Consider the following 21085-nt stretch of genomic DNA (forward strand, 5'->3'; position numbering starts at 1 on the left):
ACAATGGCTGATCTGCAGAAAATCGTCGACGACCTCTCGAGCCTCACCGTGCTCGAAGCGGCCGAACTGGCCAAGCTCCTCGAAGAAAAGTGGGGCGTGTCCGCCGCTGCCGCCGTCGCGGTTGCTGGCCCGGCTGCCGGCGGCGCTGCCGCTGCTCCGGCTGAAGAGAAGACCGACTTCACCGTCGTGCTGGCTGCCGCCGGCGACAAGAAGATCGAGGTCATCAAGGAAGTCCGCGCCATCACTGGCCTGGGCCTGAAGGAAGCCAAGGACCTCGTCGAAGGCGCTCCGAAGCCCGTCAAGGAAGGCGTGAACAAGGAAGAAGCCGACAAGATCAAGGCCCAGCTCGAGAAGGCTGGCGCCAAGGTCGACCTCAAGTAATGCGCGATCCGGGAGCGCCTCCGGGCGCTCCCGGGCCATGCAAGCGACGTGCGACAGGTTGTCGCGTGGCGCGCCGGACACAAAAAAGTGTGGGGATCCGTGGACTTAACCCTCGAATCTCCTTTATTGCCATCCCATATCGGGTTGGCAGCGGAAAAACACGGTAGGCGGCGGGGACGGCAGGGTCCTCGGCGGAAGCCGTTGGGAGACAGTCAGATTTCGGGCTTTTTCAGTCCGTAAAGCGGAGCGTTTGGACGAGCGGGTGCAGTGATGCGCCCCGCGCGTTGTTTTGCGTTTTGGAGGTGGTCGGGGCCGGGACGGGGATTTAATTCCTGACTTTGCGCTTCGTTCCTTCGAGACGATTCGAAATTCAACCCGGGGCCGATGGCAGTCGCGCCCGGAAGGTTCGCCCCATAAAGGCGACGAAAATGAGAGGCCACGATGGCGCAGCAGACATTCACCGGTCGCAAACGCGTACGCAAGTTTTTCGGTCACATCAAGGAAGTCGCCGAGATGCCGAACCTCATCGAGGTTCAGAAGGCGTCCTATGACCAGTTCCTGATGGTTGACGAGCCGACCGGCGGTCGGCTCGACGAGGGCCTGCAGGCGGTGTTCCGTTCGGTGTTCCCGATTTCGGATTTCTCCGGCACCTCGATGCTCGAATTCGTCCGCTACGAGTTCGAACAGCCGAAATATGACGTCGACGAGTGCCGCCAGCGCGGCATGACCTTTGCTGCGCCGCTCAAGGTGACGCTGCGCCTCATCGTGTTCGATATCGACGAGGAAACCGGCGCCAAGTCGGTCAAGGACATCAAGGAGCAGGACGTCTACATGGGCGACATCCCGCTCATGACGATGAACGGCACCTTCGTCGTCAACGGCACCGAGCGCGTCATCGTCTCGCAGATGCACCGTTCGCCCGGCGTGTTCTTCGACCACGACAAGGGCAAGACCCATTCGTCCGGCAAGCTGCTGTTTGCCGCGCGCGTGATTCCGTATCGCGGTTCCTGGCTCGACATCGAGTTCGACGCCAAGGACATCGTGTTCGCGCGCATTGACCGCCGCCGCAAGCTGCCCGTGACCTCGCTGATGTACGCGCTCGGTCTCGACGGCGAGCAGATCCTGTCGACCTTCTACAAGAAGATCACCTACAAGCGGACCAAGGACGGATGGCGCGTGCCGTTCGATGCCAACCGCTTCCGCGGCTATTCGACCGTCAACGACCTGATCGACGCCGACACCGGCAAGGTGGTGCTCGAGGCCGGCAAGAAGCTGACCGTGCGCCAGGCGCGCCAGCTTCAGGAGAAGGGCCTGAAGGCGCTGCGCATGTCGGACGAGGAGCTCGTCGGCAACTATCTCGCCGAGGATCTCGTCAACCCGAAGACCGGTGAGATCTACGCCGAAGCCGGCGAGGAGATCACCGAGAAGTCGCTCAAGGTGCTGAACGAGCAGGGCTACAAGGACCTGCCGCTGCTCGACATCGACCACGTCAATGTCGGCGCCTACATCCGCAACACGCTGTCGGCCGACAAGAACATGACGCGCGAGGACGCGCTGTTCGACATCTACCGCGTGATGCGTCCGGGCGAGCCGCCGACGCTGGATTCGGCGCAGGCGATGTTCCAGTCGCTGTTCTTCGACGCCGAGCGCTACGACCTCTCTGCGGTCGGCCGCGTCAAGATGAACATGCGCCTCGAGCTCGATGCGCCCGATACCCATCGCACGCTGCGCAAGGAAGACATCCTGGCGGTCATCAAGACGCTGGTCGACCTGCGCGACGGCAAGGGCGAGATCGACGACATCGACCATCTCGGCAACCGCCGGGTGCGCTCGGTCGGCGAGCTCATGGAGAACCAGTACCGGATCGGCCTGCTCCGCATGGAGCGCGCGATCAAGGAGCGCATGTCGAGCGTCGATATCGACACCGTGATGCCGCAGGACCTGATCAACGCCAAGCCCGCGGCTGCCGCGGTGCGCGAGTTCTTCGGCTCCTCGCAGCTGTCGCAGTTCATGGACCAGACCAACCCGCTGTCGGAAATCACCCACAAGCGGCGCCTGTCGGCGCTTGGCCCGGGCGGTCTGACCCGCGAGCGTGCCGGCTTCGAAGTCCGCGACGTGCATCCGACGCATTACGGCCGTATCTGCCCGATTGAAACGCCGGAAGGTCCGAACATCGGCCTGATCAACTCGCTGGCGACGTTCGCGCGCGTCAACAAGTACGGCTTCGTCGAGACGCCCTATCGCAAGATCAAGGACGGCCGGGTCACCGACGAGGTGGTCTATCTGTCGGCGATGGAAGAGGGCCGCTACCGCGTCGCGCAGGCCAACGTGCCGCTCGATGCCAAGGGCCGCTTCACCGACGACCTCGTGGTCTGCCGTCATGCCGGCGAAGTGCTGCCGGTGACGCCGGACAAGGTCGACTACATGGACGTGTCGCCGAAGCAGCTGGTTTCGGTCGCCGCGGCGCTGATCCCGTTCCTCGAGAACGACGACGCCAACCGCGCGCTGATGGGCTCGAACATGCAGCGCCAGGCGGTGCCGCTGGTTCGCGCCGAGGCGCCGTTCGTCGGCACCGGCATGGAAGGCGTGGTCGCCCGTGACTCGGGCGCGGCGATTGCCGCGCGCCGCTCGGGCGTGATCGACCAGATCGACGCCACCCGCGTTGTGATCCGCGCCACCGAGGATCTCGATCCGACCAAGTCGGGCGTCGATATCTACCGGCTGATGAAGTACCAGCGCTCCAACCAGTCGACCTGCATCAACCAGCGTCCGCTGGTGAAGGTCGGCGACATCGTCAAGAAGGGCGACATCATCGCCGACGGTCCGTCGACCGATCTCGGCGAGCTCGCGCTCGGCCGCAACGTGCTGGTCGCGTTCATGCCGTGGAACGGCTACAACTTCGAAGACTCGATCCTGCTCTCCGAGCGGATCGTGAAGGACGACGTCTTCACCTCGATTCACATCGAGGAGTTCGAGGTGATGGCCCGCGACACCAAGCTCGGTCCTGAGGAAATCACCCGCGACATTCCGAACGTCTCGGAAGAAGCGCTGAAGAACCTCGACGAAGCCGGTATCGTCTACATCGGTGCGGAAGTCCGCGCCGGCGACATCCTGGTCGGCAAGATCACGCCGAAGGGCGAGAGCCCGATGACGCCGGAAGAGAAGCTGCTGCGCGCCATCTTCGGCGAGAAGGCCTCCGACGTCCGCGACACCTCGCTGCGCGTGCCTCCGGGCGTGCAGGGCACGATCGTGGAAGTCCGCGTGTTCAACCGCCACGGCGTCGACAAGGACGAGCGTGCGCTGGCGATCGAGCGCGAGGAGATCGAGCGTCTGGCCAAGGACCGCGACGACGAGCAGGCGATCCTGGACCGCAACGTCTACAGCCGCCTCGCCGAGCTTCTGGAGAACCGCCAGGGCATCGCCGGCCCGAAGGGCTTCAAGAAGGATACCAAGATCACCCGCGCGGTGCTCGACGAGTATCCGAAGTCGCAGTGGTGGCTGTTCGCCTCGCCGAACGACAAGCTGATGGCCGAGATCGAGGCCATGCGGAAGCAGTACGACGAGTCGAAGAAGGGCCTCGAGCAGCGCTTCCTCGACAAGGTCGAGAAGCTGCAGCGTGGCGACGAGCTGCCGCCCGGCGTGATGAAGATGGTCAAGGTCTTCGTCGCGGTGAAGCGCAAGATCCAGCCCGGCGACAAGATGGCCGGCCGTCACGGCAACAAGGGTGTGGTGTCGAAGATCGTGCCGATCGAGGACATGCCGTTCCTCGAGGACGGAACGCATGCCGACATCGTGCTCAATCCGCTCGGCGTGCCTTCGCGCATGAACGTCGGTCAGATCCTCGAGACCCATCTCGGTTGGGCCTGCGCCGGCCTCGGCAAGCGCATCGGGCAGACCATCGACGCCTATTATCACAAGCAGGATCTCAAGCCGCTGCGCGAGACCCTGAAGAAGATCTATGGCGAGGATGAAACCATCAAGTCGCTGAACGACAACGAGCTGGTCGAGCTCGGCCGCAATCTGAGCCACGGCGTGCCGATCGCAACGCCGGTGTTCGACGGCGCCAAGGAGGCCGACATCGAGGAGATGCTGAAGCTCGCGGGCTTCGACGCCTCCGGCCAGTCGACCGTTTATGACGGCCGTACCGGCGATCAGTTCGATCGTAAGGTGACGATGGGCTACATCTACATGCTCAAGCTGCACCACCTCGTGGACGACAAGATCCACGCGCGTTCGATCGGTCCGTACTCGCTCGTCACCCAGCAGCCGCTGGGCGGCAAGGCGCAGTTCGGCGGCCAGCGCTTCGGCGAAATGGAGGTCTGGGCGCTTGAAGCCTACGGCGCCGCCTACACGCTGCAGGAGATGCTGACCGTGAAGTCGGACGACGTCGCCGGCCGTACCAAGGTGTACGAGGCGATCGTGCGCGGCGACGACACCTTCGAGGCCGGTATTCCGGAATCGTTCAACGTGCTGGTCAAGGAAATGCGCTCGCTCGGCCTCAACGTCGACCTGCACAATTCCAAGGTGGGACCGGCGTCGACGTCGGAAGCGGCCGAGTAACGCTGTGATCATGCCCGGCGCGAAACGCGCCGGGCCTCCGCACTCCGCTCGGACGTTGGGCGGGGCGCGCGCTGAATAGAAGTTTCGAATTTGCTGCCGGTGACGATCGGCACGCGAGGAGAAGACCATGAATCAAGAGATTATGAATCTTTTCAATCCGACGACGCCGGCCCAGGTCTTCGACCAGATCCGGATTTCGATCGCGTCTCCGGAGAAGATTCTGTCCTGGTCGTACGGCGAGATCAAGAAGCCGGAGACCATCAACTACCGCACCTTCAAGCCGGAGCGTGACGGCCTGTTCTGCGCGCGCATCTTCGGGCCGATCAAGGACTACGAGTGCTTGTGCGGCAAGTACAAGCGGATGAAGTACAAGGGCATCATCTGCGAGAAGTGCTCGGTCGAGGTGACGCTGTCGCGCGTCCGGCGCGAGCGCATGGGCCATATCGAGCTGGCGGCGCCGGTCGCCCACATCTGGTTCCTGAAGTCGCTGCCCTCGCGCATCGGCCTGTTGCTCGACATGACGCTGAAGGATCTCGAGCGGATCCTCTACTTCGAATACTACGTCGTGCTCGAGCCGGGTCTCACTGCGCTGAAGGACCGTCAGCTGCTGTCTGAAGACGAGTATCTGAAGGCGCAGGACGAGTACGGCCAGGATTCCTTCACCGCCATGATCGGCGCCGAGGCGATCCGCGAGCTGCTCAAGGGGCTCGAGCTCGAAAAGCTCGAGGCGACGCTGCGTGCCGACATGGCGGAGACCGACTCCGACATCAAGCACAAGAAGCTCGCCAAGCGTCTGAAGATCGTCGAGGCCTTCCGTGTCTCCGGCAACAAGCCGGAATGGATGATCATGACGGTCGTGCCGGTGATTCCGCCGGACCTGCGTCCGCTGGTGCCGCTCGACGGCGGCCGGTTCGCGACCTCCGACCTCAACGACCTGTACCGCCGCGTCATCAACCGCAACAACCGCTTGAAGCGGCTGATGGAACTGCGTGCGCCGGACATCATCATCCGCAACGAAAAGCGCATGCTGCAGGAGGCCGTCGACGCGCTGTTCGACAACGGCCGCCGCGGCCGCGTCATCACCGGCGCCAACAAGCGTCCGCTGAAGTCGCTCGCCGACATGCTGAAGGGCAAGCAGGGCCGGTTCCGCCAGAACCTGCTCGGCAAGCGCGTCGACTATTCCGGCCGCTCGGTGATCGTGGTCGGTCCCGAGCTGCGCCTGCACCAGTGCGGCCTGCCGAAGAAGATGGCGCTCGAGCTGTTCAAGCCGTTCATCTACTCGCGGCTCGACGCCAAGGGTCTGTCCACCACGGTGAAGCAGGCCAAGAAGCTGGTCGAGAAGGAGCGCCCGGAGGTCTGGGATATCCTCGACGAGGTGATCCGCGAGCATCCGGTGCTGCTCAACCGCGCGCCGACGCTGCATCGCCTCGGCATCCAGGCGTTCGAGCCGGTGCTGATCGAGGGCAAGGCGATCCAGCTGCATCCGCTGGTCTGCGCCGCCTTCAACGCCGACTTCGACGGCGACCAGATGGCCGTGCACGTTCCGCTGTCGCTCGAAGCGCAGCTGGAAGCGCGCGTCCTGATGATGTCGACCAACAACATCCTGCATCCGGCGAACGGCCAGCCGATCATCGTGCCGTCGCAGGACATCGTGCTCGGCCTCTACTACGTCTCGATCATGCGCGAAGGCCTGCCCGGCGAGGGCAAGATCTTCGGCGACATGGCCGAGCTCGAGCACGCCCTGCATTCGAAGGTCATCCACCTCCACACCAAGATCAAGTACCGGTGGGAAGGCCTCGACGAGGAAGGCAAGCAGTCCAAGCGCTGGATCGAGACCACCGCCGGTCGCGTCATGCTCGGCAACCTGCTGCCGAAGAGCACCAAGATCTCGTACGACATCATCAACAAGCTGATGACCAAGCGCGAGATCTCCGGCGTGATCGACCAGGTCTACCGTCACTGCGGTCAGAAGGAGACCGTGATCTTCTGCGACCGCATCATGGCGCTCGGCTTCTACAACGCCTTCAAGGCGGGCATCTCGTTCGGCAAGGACGACATGGTCGTGCCGGCGTCGAAGTGGAAGATCGTGGACCAGACCCGTACGCTGGCGAAGGATTTCGAGCAGCAGTACAATGACGGCCTGATCACCCATGGCGAGAAGTACAACAAGGTCGTCGACGCCTGGTCGAAGGCCGGTGAAGAAGTCGCCAAGGCGATGATGAAGGAGATCTCGTCCACCAAGAAGACGGCGGCGGGCGCGGATGCCGACATCAACTCGATCTACATGATGGCGCACTCCGGTGCGCGTGGTTCGCCGGCGCAGATGCGCCAGCTCGCCGGCATGCGCGGCCTGATGGCCAAGCCGTCGGGCGAGATCATCGAGACGCCGATCATTTCCAACTTCAAGGAAGGTCTGTCGGTGCTCGAGTACTTCAACTCGACCCACGGCGCCCGCAAGGGTCTCGCGGACACCGCGTTGAAGACCGCGAACTCGGGCTACCTGACCCGCCGTCTGGTCGACGTCGCGCAGGACTGCATCATCACGCAGACCGATTGTGGCACCACGCTCGGCATCAAGATGCGCGCCATCGTCGACGCCGGCACCGTGGTCGCCTCGCTCGGTTCGCGCATCCTGGGCCGCGTGGCCTGCGATGACGTGCGCGATCCCGCCACCAACGAGGTCGTCATCAAGCGCGACACGTTGATGGAGGAGAGCCACGTCGACGCGATCCAGCAGGCCGGCATCCAGGAAGTGAAGATCCGCTCGGCGCTGACCTGCGAGCTGATCAACGGCATCTGCGCCAAGTGCTACGGCCGCGATCTGGCTCGCGGCACGCCGGTCAACCACGGTGAGGCCGTCGGCGTCATCGCGGCGCAGTCGATCGGTGAGCCCGGCACGCAGCTGACGATGCGCACGTTCCACATCGGCGGCGCCGCGCAGCTCAACGAGCAGTCGTTCGTCGAATCGAACTTCGACGGCAAGATCGTGATCAGGAACAAGGCGATCGCCCGCAACAGCGAAGGCAGCCTGGTCGCGATGGTGCGCAACATGGTCGTTGCGATCGTCGATGCCGACGGCACCGAGCGTGCAACCCACCGTATCCAGTACGGTTCGAAGATGCACGTTGACGAAGGCGACATGGTCAAGCGCGGCCAGCGCATCGCCGAGTGGGATCCCTACACCCGCCCGGTGCTGAGCGAAGTCGAGGGCACGATCGGTTTCGAGGATCTGGTCGAAGGCCAGTCGATCTCGGAAACGCTCGACGAATCGACCGGTATCGCCAAGCGCGTGGTCATCGACTGGCGCACGACGCGCGGCGGTTCGGACCTGCGTCCGGCCATCGTGGTCAAGGGCAAGGACGGCAAGGTGATGAAGCTCGCGCGTGGCGGCGATGCCCGCTACATGCTGTCGGTCGATGCCATTCTGTCGGTCGACACCGGCGGAAAGGTGATGCCTGGCGACATCCTGGCGCGTATCTCGACCGAGAGCGCCAAGACGCGTGACATCACCGGCGGTCTGCCGCGGGTGGCGGAACTGTTCGAGGCTCGCAAGCCGAAGGATGCGGCGATCATCGCGGAGACCGCGGGAACGATCCGCTTCGGCCGCGACTACAAGAACAAGCGCCGCATCTCGATCGAGCCGATGGACAAGACCGAGGAGCCGCGCGAGTACCTGATCCCGAAGGGCAAGCACATCCACCTTCAGGACGGCGACATCGTCGAAAAGGGCGATTTCATCGTCGAAGGCAATCCGGCGCCGCACGACATCCTGGCGATCAAGGGCATCGAGGAACTCGCTGCCTATCTGGTCAACGAAATCCAGGAGGTCTACCGGTTGCAGGGCGTGCTCATCAACGACAAGCACATCGAGGTGATTGTCCGTCAGATGCTGCAGAAGGTCGAGGTCACCGACCAGGGCGACACCGACATGATCTCGGGCGAGCAGGTCGACAAGATCGAGTTCGACGCGCTCAACACCAAGGCCAAGGAGGAGGGCAAGAAGCCCGCCACGGGTACGCCGGTTCTGCTCGGCATCACCAAGGCGAGCTTGCAGACCCGCTCCTTCTTCTCGGCGGCGTCGTTCCAGGAGACCACGCGCGTGCTCACCGAAGCTGCCGTCAACGGCAAGGTGGACCCGCTCGAGGGCCTCAAGGAGAACGTCATTGTCGGCCGCCTGATCCCGGCCGGCACCGGCGCCTCGATGGCGCGGATCCGCGAAGTCGCGGTCAAGCGCGACAAGCTGATCCTCGACGAGCGCGAGAAGCAGCAGGCGGCGATCGTGCCGACGGCTCCGGAAGCGGAGCCGCTGGCGCTGCCGCCCGCGGAATAGGCATCCGCAAGACTACGGGTATGGCGAGAAGGCCGGCGTTTAGCCGGCCTTTTTGCTGCTTTCTTTCCTTGCTGCGGTGCAGGGACGCAGTTTGTTCATCTTTCCTTCAGGCAAAAAAGTGCCTTTGCTAGGGTGACTTAGACCGGCTGTTTGGCTCGCGCCGGAGACGACGGAATCCATATGCTCGACTTGGCTATCGTAGGCGGCGGCCCCGGGGGGCTGATGAGCGCCTGGTATTTGAAGCGCAAACTCGGCGACCTCTGCCGCGTTACCATCTTCGAGGCGTCGAACCGCCTCGGCGGCAAAATCGTCACGCGCAAATTCGACACGGCGCCGGCGGTGTATGAGGCCGGCGTCGCCGAGATCTATGATTACTCGATGACGGGGCCGGACCCGCTGCGCGAGCTGATCCAGCATTTCGGCCTGCAGACGATCCCGATGGATGCCGAGCAGGTGCAGCTCGACGGCGAGCTGCTCGCCGACGTTCCCGGCATGCGCCGCAAATACGGGGCGAAGACCGCGTCGGCGATCGAGGCGTTCCGCAAGCGCTGCAGCGACCTGGTGTCGCCGATCGAATATTACGAGGGCGTCGGCGCCCACGACAACGAGCACCCGTGGGCCTACAAGACCGCCGAGCAGGTCCTCGACGAGGAGGTCGAGGACGCGACCGCCAAGCGCTTCTTCAAGGTGATGGCGCGTTCCGACATTGCGACCGAGAGCCACAACACCAACGGCCTCAACGCGCTGAAGAACTATGTGATGGACGTCGACGGCTATATCGGCCTGTATTCGATCCAGAACGGCAACGAGCAGCTGATCGATTGTCTGCGCTCGGAAGTCAGCGCCGACATCCAGCTCAACCATCGTGTGCTCAAGGTCGGCAAGACCGCCGATGGCCGCTACCAGCTCAACATGATGAACGGCAAGGGGCCGGAGACGCGCGACTTCGATCTCGTGCTGGTCTGCCTGCCGCACTCCTGGCTCGCGACCATGCGCTGGGACGGCGAGCAGCTGCGCAAGTCGATGGTCAAGCACGTCGCCTATTTCGACCGGCCCGCGCATTATCTGCGGGTCTCGATCCTGTTCGACGAGCCGTTCTGGGGCGAGAAGATCCCGGGCGCCTGGTTCATGTCGGAGGCGTTCGGCGGCTGCTGCGTCTACAACGAGGGCGCGCGCCACGATGTCGGCAAGCACGGCGTGCTGAACTGGCTGATCGCAGGCTCGGATGCGCTTGCCTTCGCCAATCTCAGCGACCAGGAACTGATCGACGCCGCGTTGAAGTCGCTGCCGGCCTCGCTCGGCGATGCGCGCGAGCATTTCCTGGAAGGCAAGATCCATCGCTGGCTGTCGTCGGTCAACGCGCTGCCGGGCGGCCTGCCGGTGCGCGACGTCATGACCAACCACCGGCCCGAGCCGAAGGAGCACCCCGGCATCGTGGTGGTCGGCGACTATCTGTTCGATTCGACGCTGAACGGACTGCTCGATTCCTCCGATGCCGCGACCGACATCATCCTCACCGAGATGATGCGGCTGCGCCGTACCCGCGCGCAGGACGAGAGCGCGCTGTCCGACAAGATCGACCGCAGCTATTTCGACAATTATCGCGGCGTCGGCCCCTACGGCGAGGTCTGGCGCAACTTCACCGACCCGGCCTATCTGACGGACCTGATCAGGACGGTGTGGGGCAGGGCGAAGGGCTACAAGCTGCTGATCGCCGGCTCCGCCAGCGGCGAACTGGTCGGCGCGCTGCGCGAACGGGGCATCGATGCCTGGGGCATCGAGAACAACCGCTACATCCACGGCAAGACGCCGAAGGCGCTCAAGAAGTACAACAAGCTCGGCTCGATCGCCGACATGCCGTTCAAGGCCAACGAGTTCGACTTCGTGTTCGAGACCTCGCTGTGCCATCTCGGCGAGAAGCAGGTCGTGCGCGGGGTGCGCGAGCTCAACCGCGTGGTCAAGACCGGCGTCGTGTTCGCGTCGGTGACCTCCGACATGGCGCCGGCGGTGATCGACCGCTACGACCTGCTGCGCGGGGTGAAGAAGCTCGGCACCTGGTGGGAGTGGTCGGAATTGTTCTTCGGCAACGGCTTCGACCTGTCGATGCACCGCCGCGACTGCACCGATGCGCTGTGGACATTGACGCTGGCCGCCAACAAGGGGCCGGGGCAGTGGTACGCCGACTCCGACAGCCTGCGCTATTCCTTCTTCGACAAGGTCGAAGCCGACCTCGACGACTAGCGGCACCGACCGGAAGTTTTGCCGCCAGGCGACCGGCCTTGTGTCAACCAGCTGTCAAACGGCGGCAATGCTGCGCTCCGCGAATCCGCGCGAGCGTGCGTCGGCGCGTCGGCCGTTCCAAACGCTTTGCCGAATTCGTCGTGATCGCATAGGATTACGGCCGCAGTGTTATCGGCTGCGGTTTCGATTTGCGGTCATGCCGGCCGTGGAGCATCGGTTGGTTTCATGGCGCCAAGACCTCCTGCATCAGACGATCCGACGAGAGCGGCGGCCGACGATCCCGAGCTGAAGAAGAAGCCCGCGTCCGGTCCGCCCGTGGCGGCCGCCTCCACGAAGCCCGCCGCGGCGCCGGCTGACGACGAAGAGGATGAGGACGCGGACGACGAGTTCGAGCTCGATGACGACGATGATGACGAGGACCTCGTCGTCTTCACCGCCAAGGAAGCCGCCGGCGCGCTCTCCACGATCTTTGGCTTCGTCAGGCCGATCCTGACGAACTACAAGAAGCCGTTCGCCTGCGTCGCCTTCGGCGTGCTGGTCGAGACGTTGTTCAACGTCATCATGCCGCTCAGCCTGAAATTCCTGATCGACGACGCGCTCGGCGAGGAGGACTTCGGAGCCCTCTACAAGATCCTCGGCGTGCTGGCGGTGGCCGGCATCGTCACCTCGATCATCGCCGTCTGGTACGAGCGCTGGGATGCGCGGCTTGCCGCCGGCATCATCGCCGACGTGCGGACGCGGCTGTTCGACCATGTCCAGAACCTGCCGTCGGCCTATTTCGCGCGCACCAAACGCGGCGAGATCCTGTCGCGCTTCTCGATCGATCTGTCGGCGTTCGAGGGTTCGGTCAAGACCTTTGCCAACAGCGCGGCGCTGCCGGGCCTCGAGCTGGTCGCGGGCATCATCCTGATGCTGTTCCTGAACTGGCAGCTTGCCGTGGTCGCCTTGCTGGTGTTTCCGATCACCCTGATCGGGCCGCGCATCCTGACGCCGAAGGCGGTGCAGGCCAATTACGAGCAGAAGCAGAACGAAGCCGCGCTGCTCGGAACGGTGCAGGAGAACGTTGCCGCCCAGGCGGTGGTGAAGGCGTTCAACCTGCAGCGCCGGGCGCTCGGCTGGTTCACGATGCGCAACCGCGACGTCCGGGCCAAGGCCGCGTCAGCCATGTTCCTGTCGACCATGGTGGAGCGCACCGTCACCATCGCGGTGCTGCTGCTCCACCTCGTGGTGCTGGCGATCGGCGCCTATCTCGCCACCAAGGGGCAGATCACCGTCGGCACCTTCGTGACCTTCGAGAGTGCGTTCTGGGAGGTGTCGTACAACATCGCCCATCTGATGCATTTCATCCCGGTGTCGATCCAGTCGGCGGCGGCGGTGCGGCACATCCAGGAACTCCTCGACGAGCCGACCCGCGGGGCCGACCGTCCCGGCGCGCCGGATCTGCCGCGCATCACCAACGACATCTCCTTCGACCGCGTCACCTTCCAGTATGAGGGGGCGCAGACGCCGGTGCTCGACAATCTCAGCCTCAAGCTCAATGCCGGCAAGAGCATTGCGATCGTCGGTCCCAGCGGCTCGGGCAAGAGCACGCTGATCAACCTGATCCTGCGGCTCTACGTGCCGGACGAGGGCCGGGTCGCCATCGACGGCGTCGATATCCGCCGGGTGACGCGCGAGTCGCTGCGGGCGAGTATGGCGGTCGTGTTCCAGGAGAACATGCTGTTCAACATGTCGATCCGCGAGAACATCCGGCTCGGCAAGGAAGGCGCGACCGACGCGGAAGTCGAGGACGCCGCCCGGAAGGCCGAGATCCATCGCTACATCATGAGCCTGCCGCAGCGCTACGACACGCCGGTCGGCGAGCGCGGCGATACCCTGTCGGGCGGCCAGCGCCAGCGCATCGCGATCGCGCGCGCGATCATCCGCAACCCGTCCGTTCTGCTGCTCGACGAGGCGACTTCGGCGCTCGACCAGACCACGGAGGCTGCGATCAACCGCACGCTGCTCAAGGTCGCCGAGGGCCGCACCATGATCTGGTCGACGCACCGCCTGACTTCGGTGGTCGAGATGGACGAGATCATCGTGATCTCCGGCGGCAGGGCGATCGAGCGCGGCTCGCACGAGGAGCTGCTGGCCCGCAATGGCGTCTATCGCAAGCTGTGGGACGACCAGGGACATCTGAATCACGACGAGGACGCCGACGACGCGGATGATGACGATGATGAAGATGAGGACGAAGACGAGGATGAGGAGGCGTGAGGCCCGCGCCGCGACGCGGGCGATAGCCGAGCGCTAGATTTTACTTTACGCCCGGTCCGCGGCTTGCGGACGTTGCCGGAAGTGATTGGCCGGCCGCGTCGTTGACGCCGCCGCGGGGGTGTGCAGCCGGCGCAGCCAGCCGCGGCCGAGATAGCCGAAAAAGCGTGCCCAGCGCTGGGCCTGCCAGCTGGGCCCGCTGCCGACCGACACCTCGCGGAAGCTGAATGCCTTGGCGTTCGACCAGGCGTCGCAGGCGGTCTTGACCGGATCGTCGTAGAACGCGGCGATCTTGTCCTCGCCCATGCCGTCGGTCGATAGCCAGGCCGGGATGTGGACGTTGCAGAGCTGGGCGACGTCGGTGAACACCTTGTCGGTGCCGGTGCCGGTGACGGGGCAGGTGCTGGCGAAGGCATCACCGACCAGCACGATGCCGGCCTGCCGATAGCCGGTGCTGACATAGATATCGGCGGGCCTGATCTTGATGTCGCCCGCGATGTCGAACTCGCCGGCGAGCCGGCGCAGCCGCGGCAGCGCGGCGTTCAGCGTCTCGACCGGATTACGCCGCATCGCCCGCAGCCAGGGATCGTCGGCCTTGCGATAGGTGAAGAGGTTGGCGCGCATCCGGTCTCCGACCGGAAACAGCGTGATGTAGGGGATGCGGTCGCTCGGCCGCTCCGAGAAATAGGTCATGGCCGCGAACGGGAAGGCGGGGCGGCCGACGGGGACGAAATCGAACCCGAGCGAGATCGAGTGGCACAAGCTCGTGACCAGCCGCTCGATGCCGAGCATCCGGCGCAGCCCGACGTTCAGGCCGTTGGCGAGCACCACGAGGCGCGCCGAGATCTCCTCGCCATTGGCAAGCACGAGCCGCTGCCGCTCGGAGCTGGTCGCGACGTCGACCACCTTGTCGCAGACGAATTCCGCCGGTCCCGCGATTTCGTTCCGAATCGCGGCGATCAGCGCGTCGTACATGATGCCGTATTGCCGGCTCGGCTGCCGGTCGAGCAACCGGCCGAATCGCGCGATCCAGTTCTCGCCGTCCAGCGTCGCCGAGCGGAGCACCGACTCGGCAAGGCCGGTCCTGGCGAATCGCTCGAGCTGAAGGTCGCCGCCGATCTTTTCGACGCGGAAATCGAACGGATAGACCTGATGGGGATCGACCAGGACCGTCGGTATCCCGGCACGGCCGAGCATGGCGGTTGCGGTCGAGCCCGCAAGACCGCCGCCGATGATCGCGATGTCGGTATACCGCATGAGAGTTTCCGTGGCCGTGACCCCGATTTTTGCGCTGCGAATGGCAAATAAAGGCTTAGTTTCGAAGTTTGCCTTCAAGACCAACTTGGGGAGAGTTGTTTCTATCTATATTTTACCCGGGTATAATATGATTCCGCGTGCGCCCCGAAGATTCGGATGAGGGTGCGGGGAGGTCGGTCGGCCGTCACATTTCGCCTTGCGCCGGACCTCGGCGAAATGCGAAATCTGCAAGTGCCAGAGGCGTTTCTTTGCTTGTCGTTTTGCTTGACTTCACTATCTCTCGATTATACAAGGCGCCCACTTAACGACAGGCGGTGAGCTACGCCAGCGTCGGAACGGAACACCCGATGGCCCTTTTTGAGGAGCCGGACGGGCACCAACCTCGACGAATGCCGCTCAAACGCTGTCGATGATAGCTAGGCAATGCCAGGACGATATTAGTTCTCTTGAGCACGTCCTCTTGAGAGTGAATTCGGATGCATGACCTCGGTGGCGGACCGAACAGCGAACGCTGATCGGTTCGGGATCGCGGTCCTCTGTGGCGTCGATGCGCTTTCCGCTCAGCGATGAGTGGTTGGCGCGATTTCGCTTTGCGCGGTTGTTTGTTCCGTGCCGAGCGGGCCGTGCGGGACGGCTAGTCCCGAGAAGAAATTTGCGGAGCCATTCAAGGTTTTCGCGCGAACTAAAGGGTGAAGGCTGCATGCCGACGATCAACCAGCTGATCGCAAATCCGCGTGAAGTGCAGAAGTCGCGTAAGAAGGTGCCGGCGCTGCAGCAGTCGCCGCAGAAGCGCGGCGTGTGCACGCGCGTCTACACCACGACCCCGAAGAAGCCGAACTCGGCGCTTCGTAAGGTCGCCAAGGTGCGCCTGACCAACGGCTTCGAGGTGATCGGCTACATCCCGGGTGAGGGCCATAACCTGCAGGAGCACTCGGTGGTCATGATCCGCGGCGGTCGCGTCAAGGACTTGCCCGGTGTCCGCTACCACATCCTCCGCGGCGTGCTGGATACCCAGGGCGTCAAGAACCGTAAGCAGCGTCGTTCGAAGTACGGCGCGAAGCGTCCGAAGTAAGCGGGAACCGATCAGATGTCGCGTCGCCATTCTGCCGAGAAGCGTGAAGTTCTTCCGGATCCGAAGTTCGGGAACATCATCATTACGAAATTCATGAACTCGGTGATGTACGCCGGGAAGAAGTCGGTTGCCGAAAACATCGTCTACGGTGCGCTTGGCATGATCGAGGCCAAGACCAAGCAGCCCCCGCTCGGCGTGTTCGAGCAGGCGCTTGAGAACGTGATGCCGACCATCGAAGTTCGTTCCCGCCGCGTCGGCGGCGCGACCTACCAGGTCCCGGTGGAAGTCCGTTCGGTGCGCCGTCAGGCGCTCGGCATCCGCTGGCTGATCTCGGCCGCCCGCGAGCGCAACGAGAAGACCATGACGGAGCGCCTCTCGGCTGAGCTGCTCGATGCTTCGAACAATCGCGGCAACGCCGTCAAGAAGCGTGAAGACGTGCACCGGATGGCGGAAGCCAACCGCGCCTTCTCGCACTATCGCTGGTAAGGCGAACAACGGAATTTAAGGAACAGCCTATGCCCCGCGTTCATGCCATAGAGAACTACCGCAACTTCGGTATCATGGCGCATATCGATGCCGGTAAGACCACGACCACCGAGCGCATCCTCTATTACACCGGCAAGAGCCACAAGATCGGCGAAGTGCACGAAGGTGCCGCGACGATGGACTGGATGGAGCAGGAGCAGGAGCGTGGCATCACGATTACCTCGGCTGCGACCACCGCGTTCTGGAACGGCAAGCGTCTGAACATCATCGACACCCCCGGCCACGTCGACTTCACGATTGAGGTCGAGCGTTCGCTGCGCGTGCTCGACGGCGCCGTTTGCGTTCTCGATTCCAACCAGGGCGTCGAGCCGCAGACCGAGACCGTCTGGCGCCAGGGCGACAAGTACAAGGTGCCGCGCATCGTCTTCGCCAACAAGATGGACAAGACCGGCGCCGATTTCTTCAAGTGCCTGTCCGACATCGTCGACCGCCTCGGTGCCAAGCCGATCGCGATCCAGCTTCCGATCGGCGCCGAGAACAACTTCAAGGGCCTCGTCGACCTGGTCGTCATGAAGGGCATCGTCTGGAACGATGAATCCCTCGGTGCCAAGTTCGACTATGTCGACATCCCGGAAGACATGATCGAGCAGGCCAAGGAATATCGCGAGAAGATGGTGGAAGCCGCCGTCGAGCTCGACGACGACGCTTTGGCTGCGTTCCTCGACGGCAAGGAGCCGGACGAGGCGACCCTGAAGCGCTTGATCCGCAAGGCTGTGCTCACCGGCGCGTTCTATCCGGTGCTGTGCGGCTCCGCGTTCAAGAACAAGGGCGTGCAGCCGCTGCTCGACGCGGTCGTCGACTACCTGCCGTCGCCGATCGACGTGCCCGCGATCAAGGGCATCGATGATGACGGCAACGAGGTCGTGCGCAAGGCGGACGACAAGGAGCCGCTGGCGCTGCTCGCGTTCAAGATCATGGACGACCCGTTCGTCGGCACCATTACCTTCTGCCGCATCTATTCCGGCGTCCTGCAGTCGGGCACCGGCGTGGTGAACTCGACCCGCGAGAAGAAGGAACGTATCGGCCGCATGCTGCTGATGCATGCGAACAACCGCGAGGACATCAAGGAAGCCTATGCCGGCGACATCGTCGCGCTGGCTGGCCTGAAGGAAGCGCGCACCGGTGACACGCTGTGCGATCCCGACAAGCCGGTCATCCTTGAGAAGATGGAATTCCCGGAGCCGGTGATCGAAATCGCGATCGAGCCGAAGTCGAAGGCCGACCAGGAAAAGCTCGGCGTGGCGCTTGCCAAGCTCGCCGCGGAAGATCCGTCGTTCCGCGTGTCGACCGACCAGGAGTCCGGCCAGACCATTCTCAAGGGCATGGGCGAACTGCATCTCGACATCAAGGTCGACATTCTCAAGCGCACCTACAAGGTCGACGCCAACATCGGCGCGCCGCAGGTGGCGTTCCGCGAGCGCGTGACCAAGAAGGCCGAAGTCAAGTACACGCACAAGAAGCAGACCGGCGGTACCGGTCAGTTCGCCGAAGTGTCGATCGTCGTCGAGCCGAACGAGCCCGGCAAGGGCTACGAGTTCGAATCGAAGATCGTCGGCGGTGCGGTGCCGAAGGAATACATCCCCGGCGTCGAAAAGGGCCTCAACAGCGTGATGGGCTCCGGTGTCGTTGCCGGCTTCCCGGTGGTGGACGTCAAGGTGCAGCTGGTCGACGGCAAGTATCACGACGTCGACTCGTCGGCACTGGCGTTCGAAATCGCATCGCGGGCCGCGTTCCGCGAAGCGTTGACGAAGGGCAAGTCCGTTCTGCTCGAGCCGATCATGAAGGTCGAGGTGGTGACCCCGGAAGACTACACCGGCTCGGTCATCGGCGATCTGAATTCCCGGCGCGGCCAGATCCAGGGCCAAGACATGCGCGGCAACGCCAACGTCATCAACGCGATGGTGCCGCTCATGAACATGTTCGGTTACGTGAATAACCTGCGCTCGATGAGCCAGGGTCGCGCAACCTTCACGATGCAGTTCGATCACTACGCCGAAGCTCCGGCGAACGTGTCGGCTGAAGTCCAGAAAAAGTTTGCTTGATTGTCGTTGGTTAGCAACTGACGACTGAACGGAGAGTCAAATGGCCAAAGCAAAATTCGAGCGTAACAAGCCCCACTGCAACATCGGCACCATCGGTCACGTCGACCATGGCAAGACCTCGCTGACCGCAGCGATCACCAAGGTGCTTGCAGAAACCGGCGGCGCGACGTTCACCGCCTACGACCAGATCGACAAGGCGCCGGAAGAGAAGGCGCGCGGCATCACGATCTCGACCGCTCACGTCGAGTACGAGACGCAGAACCGTCACTATGCTCACGTCGACTGCCCCGGCCACGCCGACTACGTGAAGAACATGATCACCGGTGCTGCCCAGATGGACGGCGCGATCCTGGTCGTGTCGGCTGCTGACGGCCCGATGCCGCAGACCCGCGAGCACATCCTGCTCGCCCGCCAGGTCGGCGTGCCCGCGCTCGTCGTGTTCCTCAACAAGTGCGACATGGTCGACGATCCGGAGCTGCTCGAGCTCGTCGAGCTCGAAGTCCGCGAGCTGCTCTCGAAGTACGAATTCCCGGGCGACAAGATCCCGATCATCAAGGGCTCGGCTCTCGCCGCCCTCGAGGACAAGGACAAGAAGCTCGGCCACGACGCCATCCTCGAGCTGATGCGCAATGTCGACGAGTACATCCCGCAGCCGGAGCGTCCGATCGACCAGCCGTTCCTGATGCCGGTTGAAGACGTGTTCTCGATCTCGGGCCGCGGCACCGTCGTCACCGGCCGTGTCGAGCGCGGCGTGATCAAGGTCGGCGAGGAAATCGAGATCGTCGGTATCCGCGACACCCAGAAGACCATCGTCACCGGCGTCGAAATGTTCCGCAAGCTGCTCGATCAGGGCCAGGCCGGCGACAACATCGGTGCGCTGCTCCGCGGCACCAAGCGCGAGGAAGTCGAGCGTGGCCAGGTGCTGTGCAAGCCCGGTTCGGTCAAGCCGCACACCAAGTTCAAGGCTGAGGCTTACATCCTCACCAAGGAAGAGGGCGGTCGCCACACCCCGTTCTTCACCAACTACCGTCCGCAGTTCTACTTCCGCACCACCGACGTGACCGGTGTCGTGCACCTGCCGGAAGGCACCGAGATGGTGATGCCAGGCGACAACATCGCGATGGAAGTGCACCTGATCGTGCCGATCGCGATGGAAGAGAAGCTGCGCTTCGCGATCCGCGAAGGCGGCCGCACCGTCGGCGCCGGCGTCGTCGCCGCGATCATCGAGTAACTACGCGAATAGGGAATGGCGAGTAGCGAGTGGGTCACTCCATTCGCTATTCGCTACTCGCCACTCACTAAAGAAAGAATACGGCAATGAACGGCCAAAATATTCGCATCCGTCTCAAGGCGTTCGACCATCGAATCCTCGATACGTCGACCCGTGAGATCGTGAACACGGCGAAGCGCACCGGTGCGCAGGTTCGCGGACCGATTCCGCTGCCGACCCGCATCGAGAAGTTCACCGTCAACCGTTCGCCGCACGTTGACAAGAAGAGCCGCGAGCAATTCGAGATGCGCACCCACAAGCGCCTCCTCGACATTGTCGACCCGACCCCGCAGACCGTCGATGCGCTGATGAAGCTCGACCTGGCCGCCGGTGTCGACGTCGAGATCAAGCTCTAAGGTTTTGGATTTTTACGTCCGCCGCTTGCGGACAGAAAGACAGGAAGCACGCCGATGCGCTCCGGAGTGATCGCACAAAAGGTCGGGATGACGCGGGTCTTTACGGAGACCGGCGAGCATATCCCTGTGACCGTGCTGAAGTTGGGCAACTGCCAGGTGCTTGGCCACCGCACGACCGAGAAGAACGGCTATGTCGCTCTTCAGCTCGGCTCGGGCGCCCGCAAGACCGTGTACATGCCCAAGGCCGAACGCGGCCAGTTCGCGGTCGCCAAGGTCGAACCGAAGCGCAAGGTCGCCGAGTTCCGCGTGTCCGAGGACGCGCTGATCCCGGTCGGCGCGGAAATCCAGGCGGACCATTTCGTGGTCGGCCAGTTTGTGGACGTCACCGGCACCTCGATCGGTAAGGGCTTCGCCGGCGGCATGAAGCGCTGGAATTTCGGCGGTCTGCGCGCCACCCACGGTGTGTCGGTCTCGCACCGTTCGATCGGTTCGACCGGTGGTCGTCAGGATCCCGGCAAGACCTTCAAGAACAAGAAGATGCCCGGTCACATGGGCGTCGATCGCATCACCACGCTCAATCTGCGCGTGGTTTCGACCGACGTCGAGCGCGGCCTGATCCTCGTCGAAGGCGCCGTTCCCGGCTCCAAGGGCGGCTGGATCTCGGTGCGCGACGCGGTCAAGAAGCCGCTGCCGAAGGAAGCCCCGAAGCCCGGCAAGTTCAAGGTTGCCGGCGGCGACGCTGCCGAAGCTGTGGCCGAGAAGGAGGGTGTGTGA

The 21085-nt window shown here is 63.6% G+C and carries 12 protein-coding genes; 11 read left to right on the forward strand and 1 reads right to left on the reverse strand.

What is annotated here, in order from left to right; all coding sequences use genetic code 11:
- Positions 1 to 3 precede the first annotated feature (3 nt).
- The 5 genes from rplL to PMN64_RS14930 all read left to right on the forward strand — a co-directional run bounded on the left by rplL (position 4) and on the right by PMN64_RS14930 (position 13771).
- Positions 4 to 381: a 50S ribosomal protein L7/L12 gene (gene rplL / locus PMN64_RS14910; protein ID WP_028339322.1), complete on the forward strand. Its 378-nt coding sequence runs from the start codon at positions 4 to 6 to the stop codon at positions 379 to 381.
- A 441-nt stretch (positions 382 to 822) separates the two neighbouring features.
- Entirely contained in the window at positions 823 to 4941 is a 4119-nt protein-coding gene (rpoB, locus tag PMN64_RS14915; protein ID WP_028339321.1) for a DNA-directed RNA polymerase subunit beta, read from the forward strand.
- A 127-nt stretch (positions 4942 to 5068) separates the two neighbouring features.
- Positions 5069 to 9271, forward strand: a complete 4203-nt coding sequence (rpoC, locus tag PMN64_RS14920; RefSeq protein WP_028339320.1) for a DNA-directed RNA polymerase subunit beta' — start codon at positions 5069 to 5071, stop codon at positions 9269 to 9271.
- A 180-nt stretch (positions 9272 to 9451) separates the two neighbouring features.
- Entirely contained in the window at positions 9452 to 11512 is a 2061-nt protein-coding gene (locus PMN64_RS14925) for an FAD-dependent oxidoreductase (protein WP_411781199.1), read from the forward strand.
- Positions 11513 to 11737: 225 nt separating this feature from the next.
- Complete coding sequence (locus PMN64_RS14930) at positions 11738 to 13771, forward strand: ABC transporter ATP-binding protein (protein ID WP_411781200.1); 2034 nt, start codon at positions 11738 to 11740, stop codon at positions 13769 to 13771.
- A 45-nt stretch (positions 13772 to 13816) separates the two neighbouring features.
- Here PMN64_RS14930 and PMN64_RS14935 read toward each other — a convergent pair whose 3' ends face one another.
- A complete protein-coding gene (locus PMN64_RS14935) occupies positions 13817 to 15025 on the reverse strand; it encodes an FAD-dependent oxidoreductase (protein ID WP_411781201.1) in 1209 nt (402 codons plus the stop codon).
- 700 nt (positions 15026 to 15725) lie between these two features.
- Here PMN64_RS14935 and rpsL point away from each other — a divergent pair.
- From rpsL to rplC, 6 genes are all read left to right on the forward strand, one after another.
- Positions 15726 to 16097, forward strand: coding sequence for a 30S ribosomal protein S12 (gene rpsL / locus PMN64_RS14940; RefSeq protein WP_006611834.1), 372 nt, complete (start codon positions 15726 to 15728; stop codon positions 16095 to 16097).
- Positions 16098 to 16112: 15 nt separating this feature from the next.
- A complete protein-coding gene (gene rpsG / locus PMN64_RS14945) occupies positions 16113 to 16583 on the forward strand; it encodes a 30S ribosomal protein S7 (protein ID WP_021081660.1) in 471 nt (156 codons plus the stop codon).
- 29 nt (positions 16584 to 16612) lie between these two features.
- Positions 16613 to 18685 carry an elongation factor G gene (gene fusA / locus PMN64_RS14950; protein ID WP_028339317.1) on the forward strand — a complete coding sequence of 691 codons (2073 nt, stop codon included), beginning with the start codon at positions 16613 to 16615 and terminating at the stop codon, positions 18683 to 18685.
- A 40-nt stretch (positions 18686 to 18725) separates the two neighbouring features.
- A complete protein-coding gene (gene tuf / locus PMN64_RS14955) occupies positions 18726 to 19916 on the forward strand; it encodes an elongation factor Tu (RefSeq protein ID WP_028339316.1) in 1191 nt (396 codons plus the stop codon).
- A gap of 86 nt (positions 19917 to 20002) precedes the next feature.
- On the forward strand, positions 20003 to 20311 hold the full coding sequence (rpsJ, locus tag PMN64_RS14960) for a 30S ribosomal protein S10 (protein ID WP_002712302.1): 309 nt from the start codon (positions 20003 to 20005) through the stop codon (positions 20309 to 20311).
- Positions 20312 to 20365: 54 nt separating this feature from the next.
- Positions 20366 to 21085 (forward strand): 50S ribosomal protein L3, encoded by a 720-nt coding sequence (gene rplC, locus PMN64_RS14965; RefSeq protein ID WP_028339315.1) that lies wholly within the window; start codon positions 20366 to 20368, stop codon positions 21083 to 21085.

The sequence above is a fragment of the Bradyrhizobium sp. UFLA01-814 genome (genome assembly GCF_046718885.1).
Lineage (GTDB): Bacteria > Pseudomonadota > Alphaproteobacteria > Rhizobiales > Xanthobacteraceae > Bradyrhizobium > Bradyrhizobium elkanii.

Coding starts and splice junctions, on each gene's coding strand:
- rplL (WP_028339322.1), top strand. CDS start 4: ATGGCTGATCTGCAGAAAATCGTCGACGACCTCTCGAGCCTCACCGTG.
- rpoB (WP_028339321.1), top strand. CDS start 823: ATGGCGCAGCAGACATTCACCGGTCGCAAACGCGTACGCAAGTTTTTC.
- rpoC (WP_028339320.1), top strand. CDS start 5,069: ATGAATCAAGAGATTATGAATCTTTTCAATCCGACGACGCCGGCCCAG.
- PMN64_RS14925 (WP_411781199.1), top strand. CDS start 9,452: ATGCTCGACTTGGCTATCGTAGGCGGCGGCCCCGGGGGGCTGATGAGC.
- PMN64_RS14930 (WP_411781200.1), top strand. CDS start 11,738: ATGGCGCCAAGACCTCCTGCATCAGACGATCCGACGAGAGCGGCGGCC.
- PMN64_RS14935 (WP_411781201.1), bottom strand. CDS start 15,025: ATGCGGTATACCGACATCGCGATCATCGGCGGCGGTCTTGCGGGCTCG.
- rpsL (WP_006611834.1), top strand. CDS start 15,726: ATGCCGACGATCAACCAGCTGATCGCAAATCCGCGTGAAGTGCAGAAG.
- rpsG (WP_021081660.1), top strand. CDS start 16,113: ATGTCGCGTCGCCATTCTGCCGAGAAGCGTGAAGTTCTTCCGGATCCG.
- fusA (WP_028339317.1), top strand. CDS start 16,613: ATGCCCCGCGTTCATGCCATAGAGAACTACCGCAACTTCGGTATCATG.
- tuf (WP_028339316.1), top strand. CDS start 18,726: ATGGCCAAAGCAAAATTCGAGCGTAACAAGCCCCACTGCAACATCGGC.
- rpsJ (WP_002712302.1), top strand. CDS start 20,003: ATGAACGGCCAAAATATTCGCATCCGTCTCAAGGCGTTCGACCATCGA.
- rplC (WP_028339315.1), top strand. CDS start 20,366: ATGCGCTCCGGAGTGATCGCACAAAAGGTCGGGATGACGCGGGTCTTT.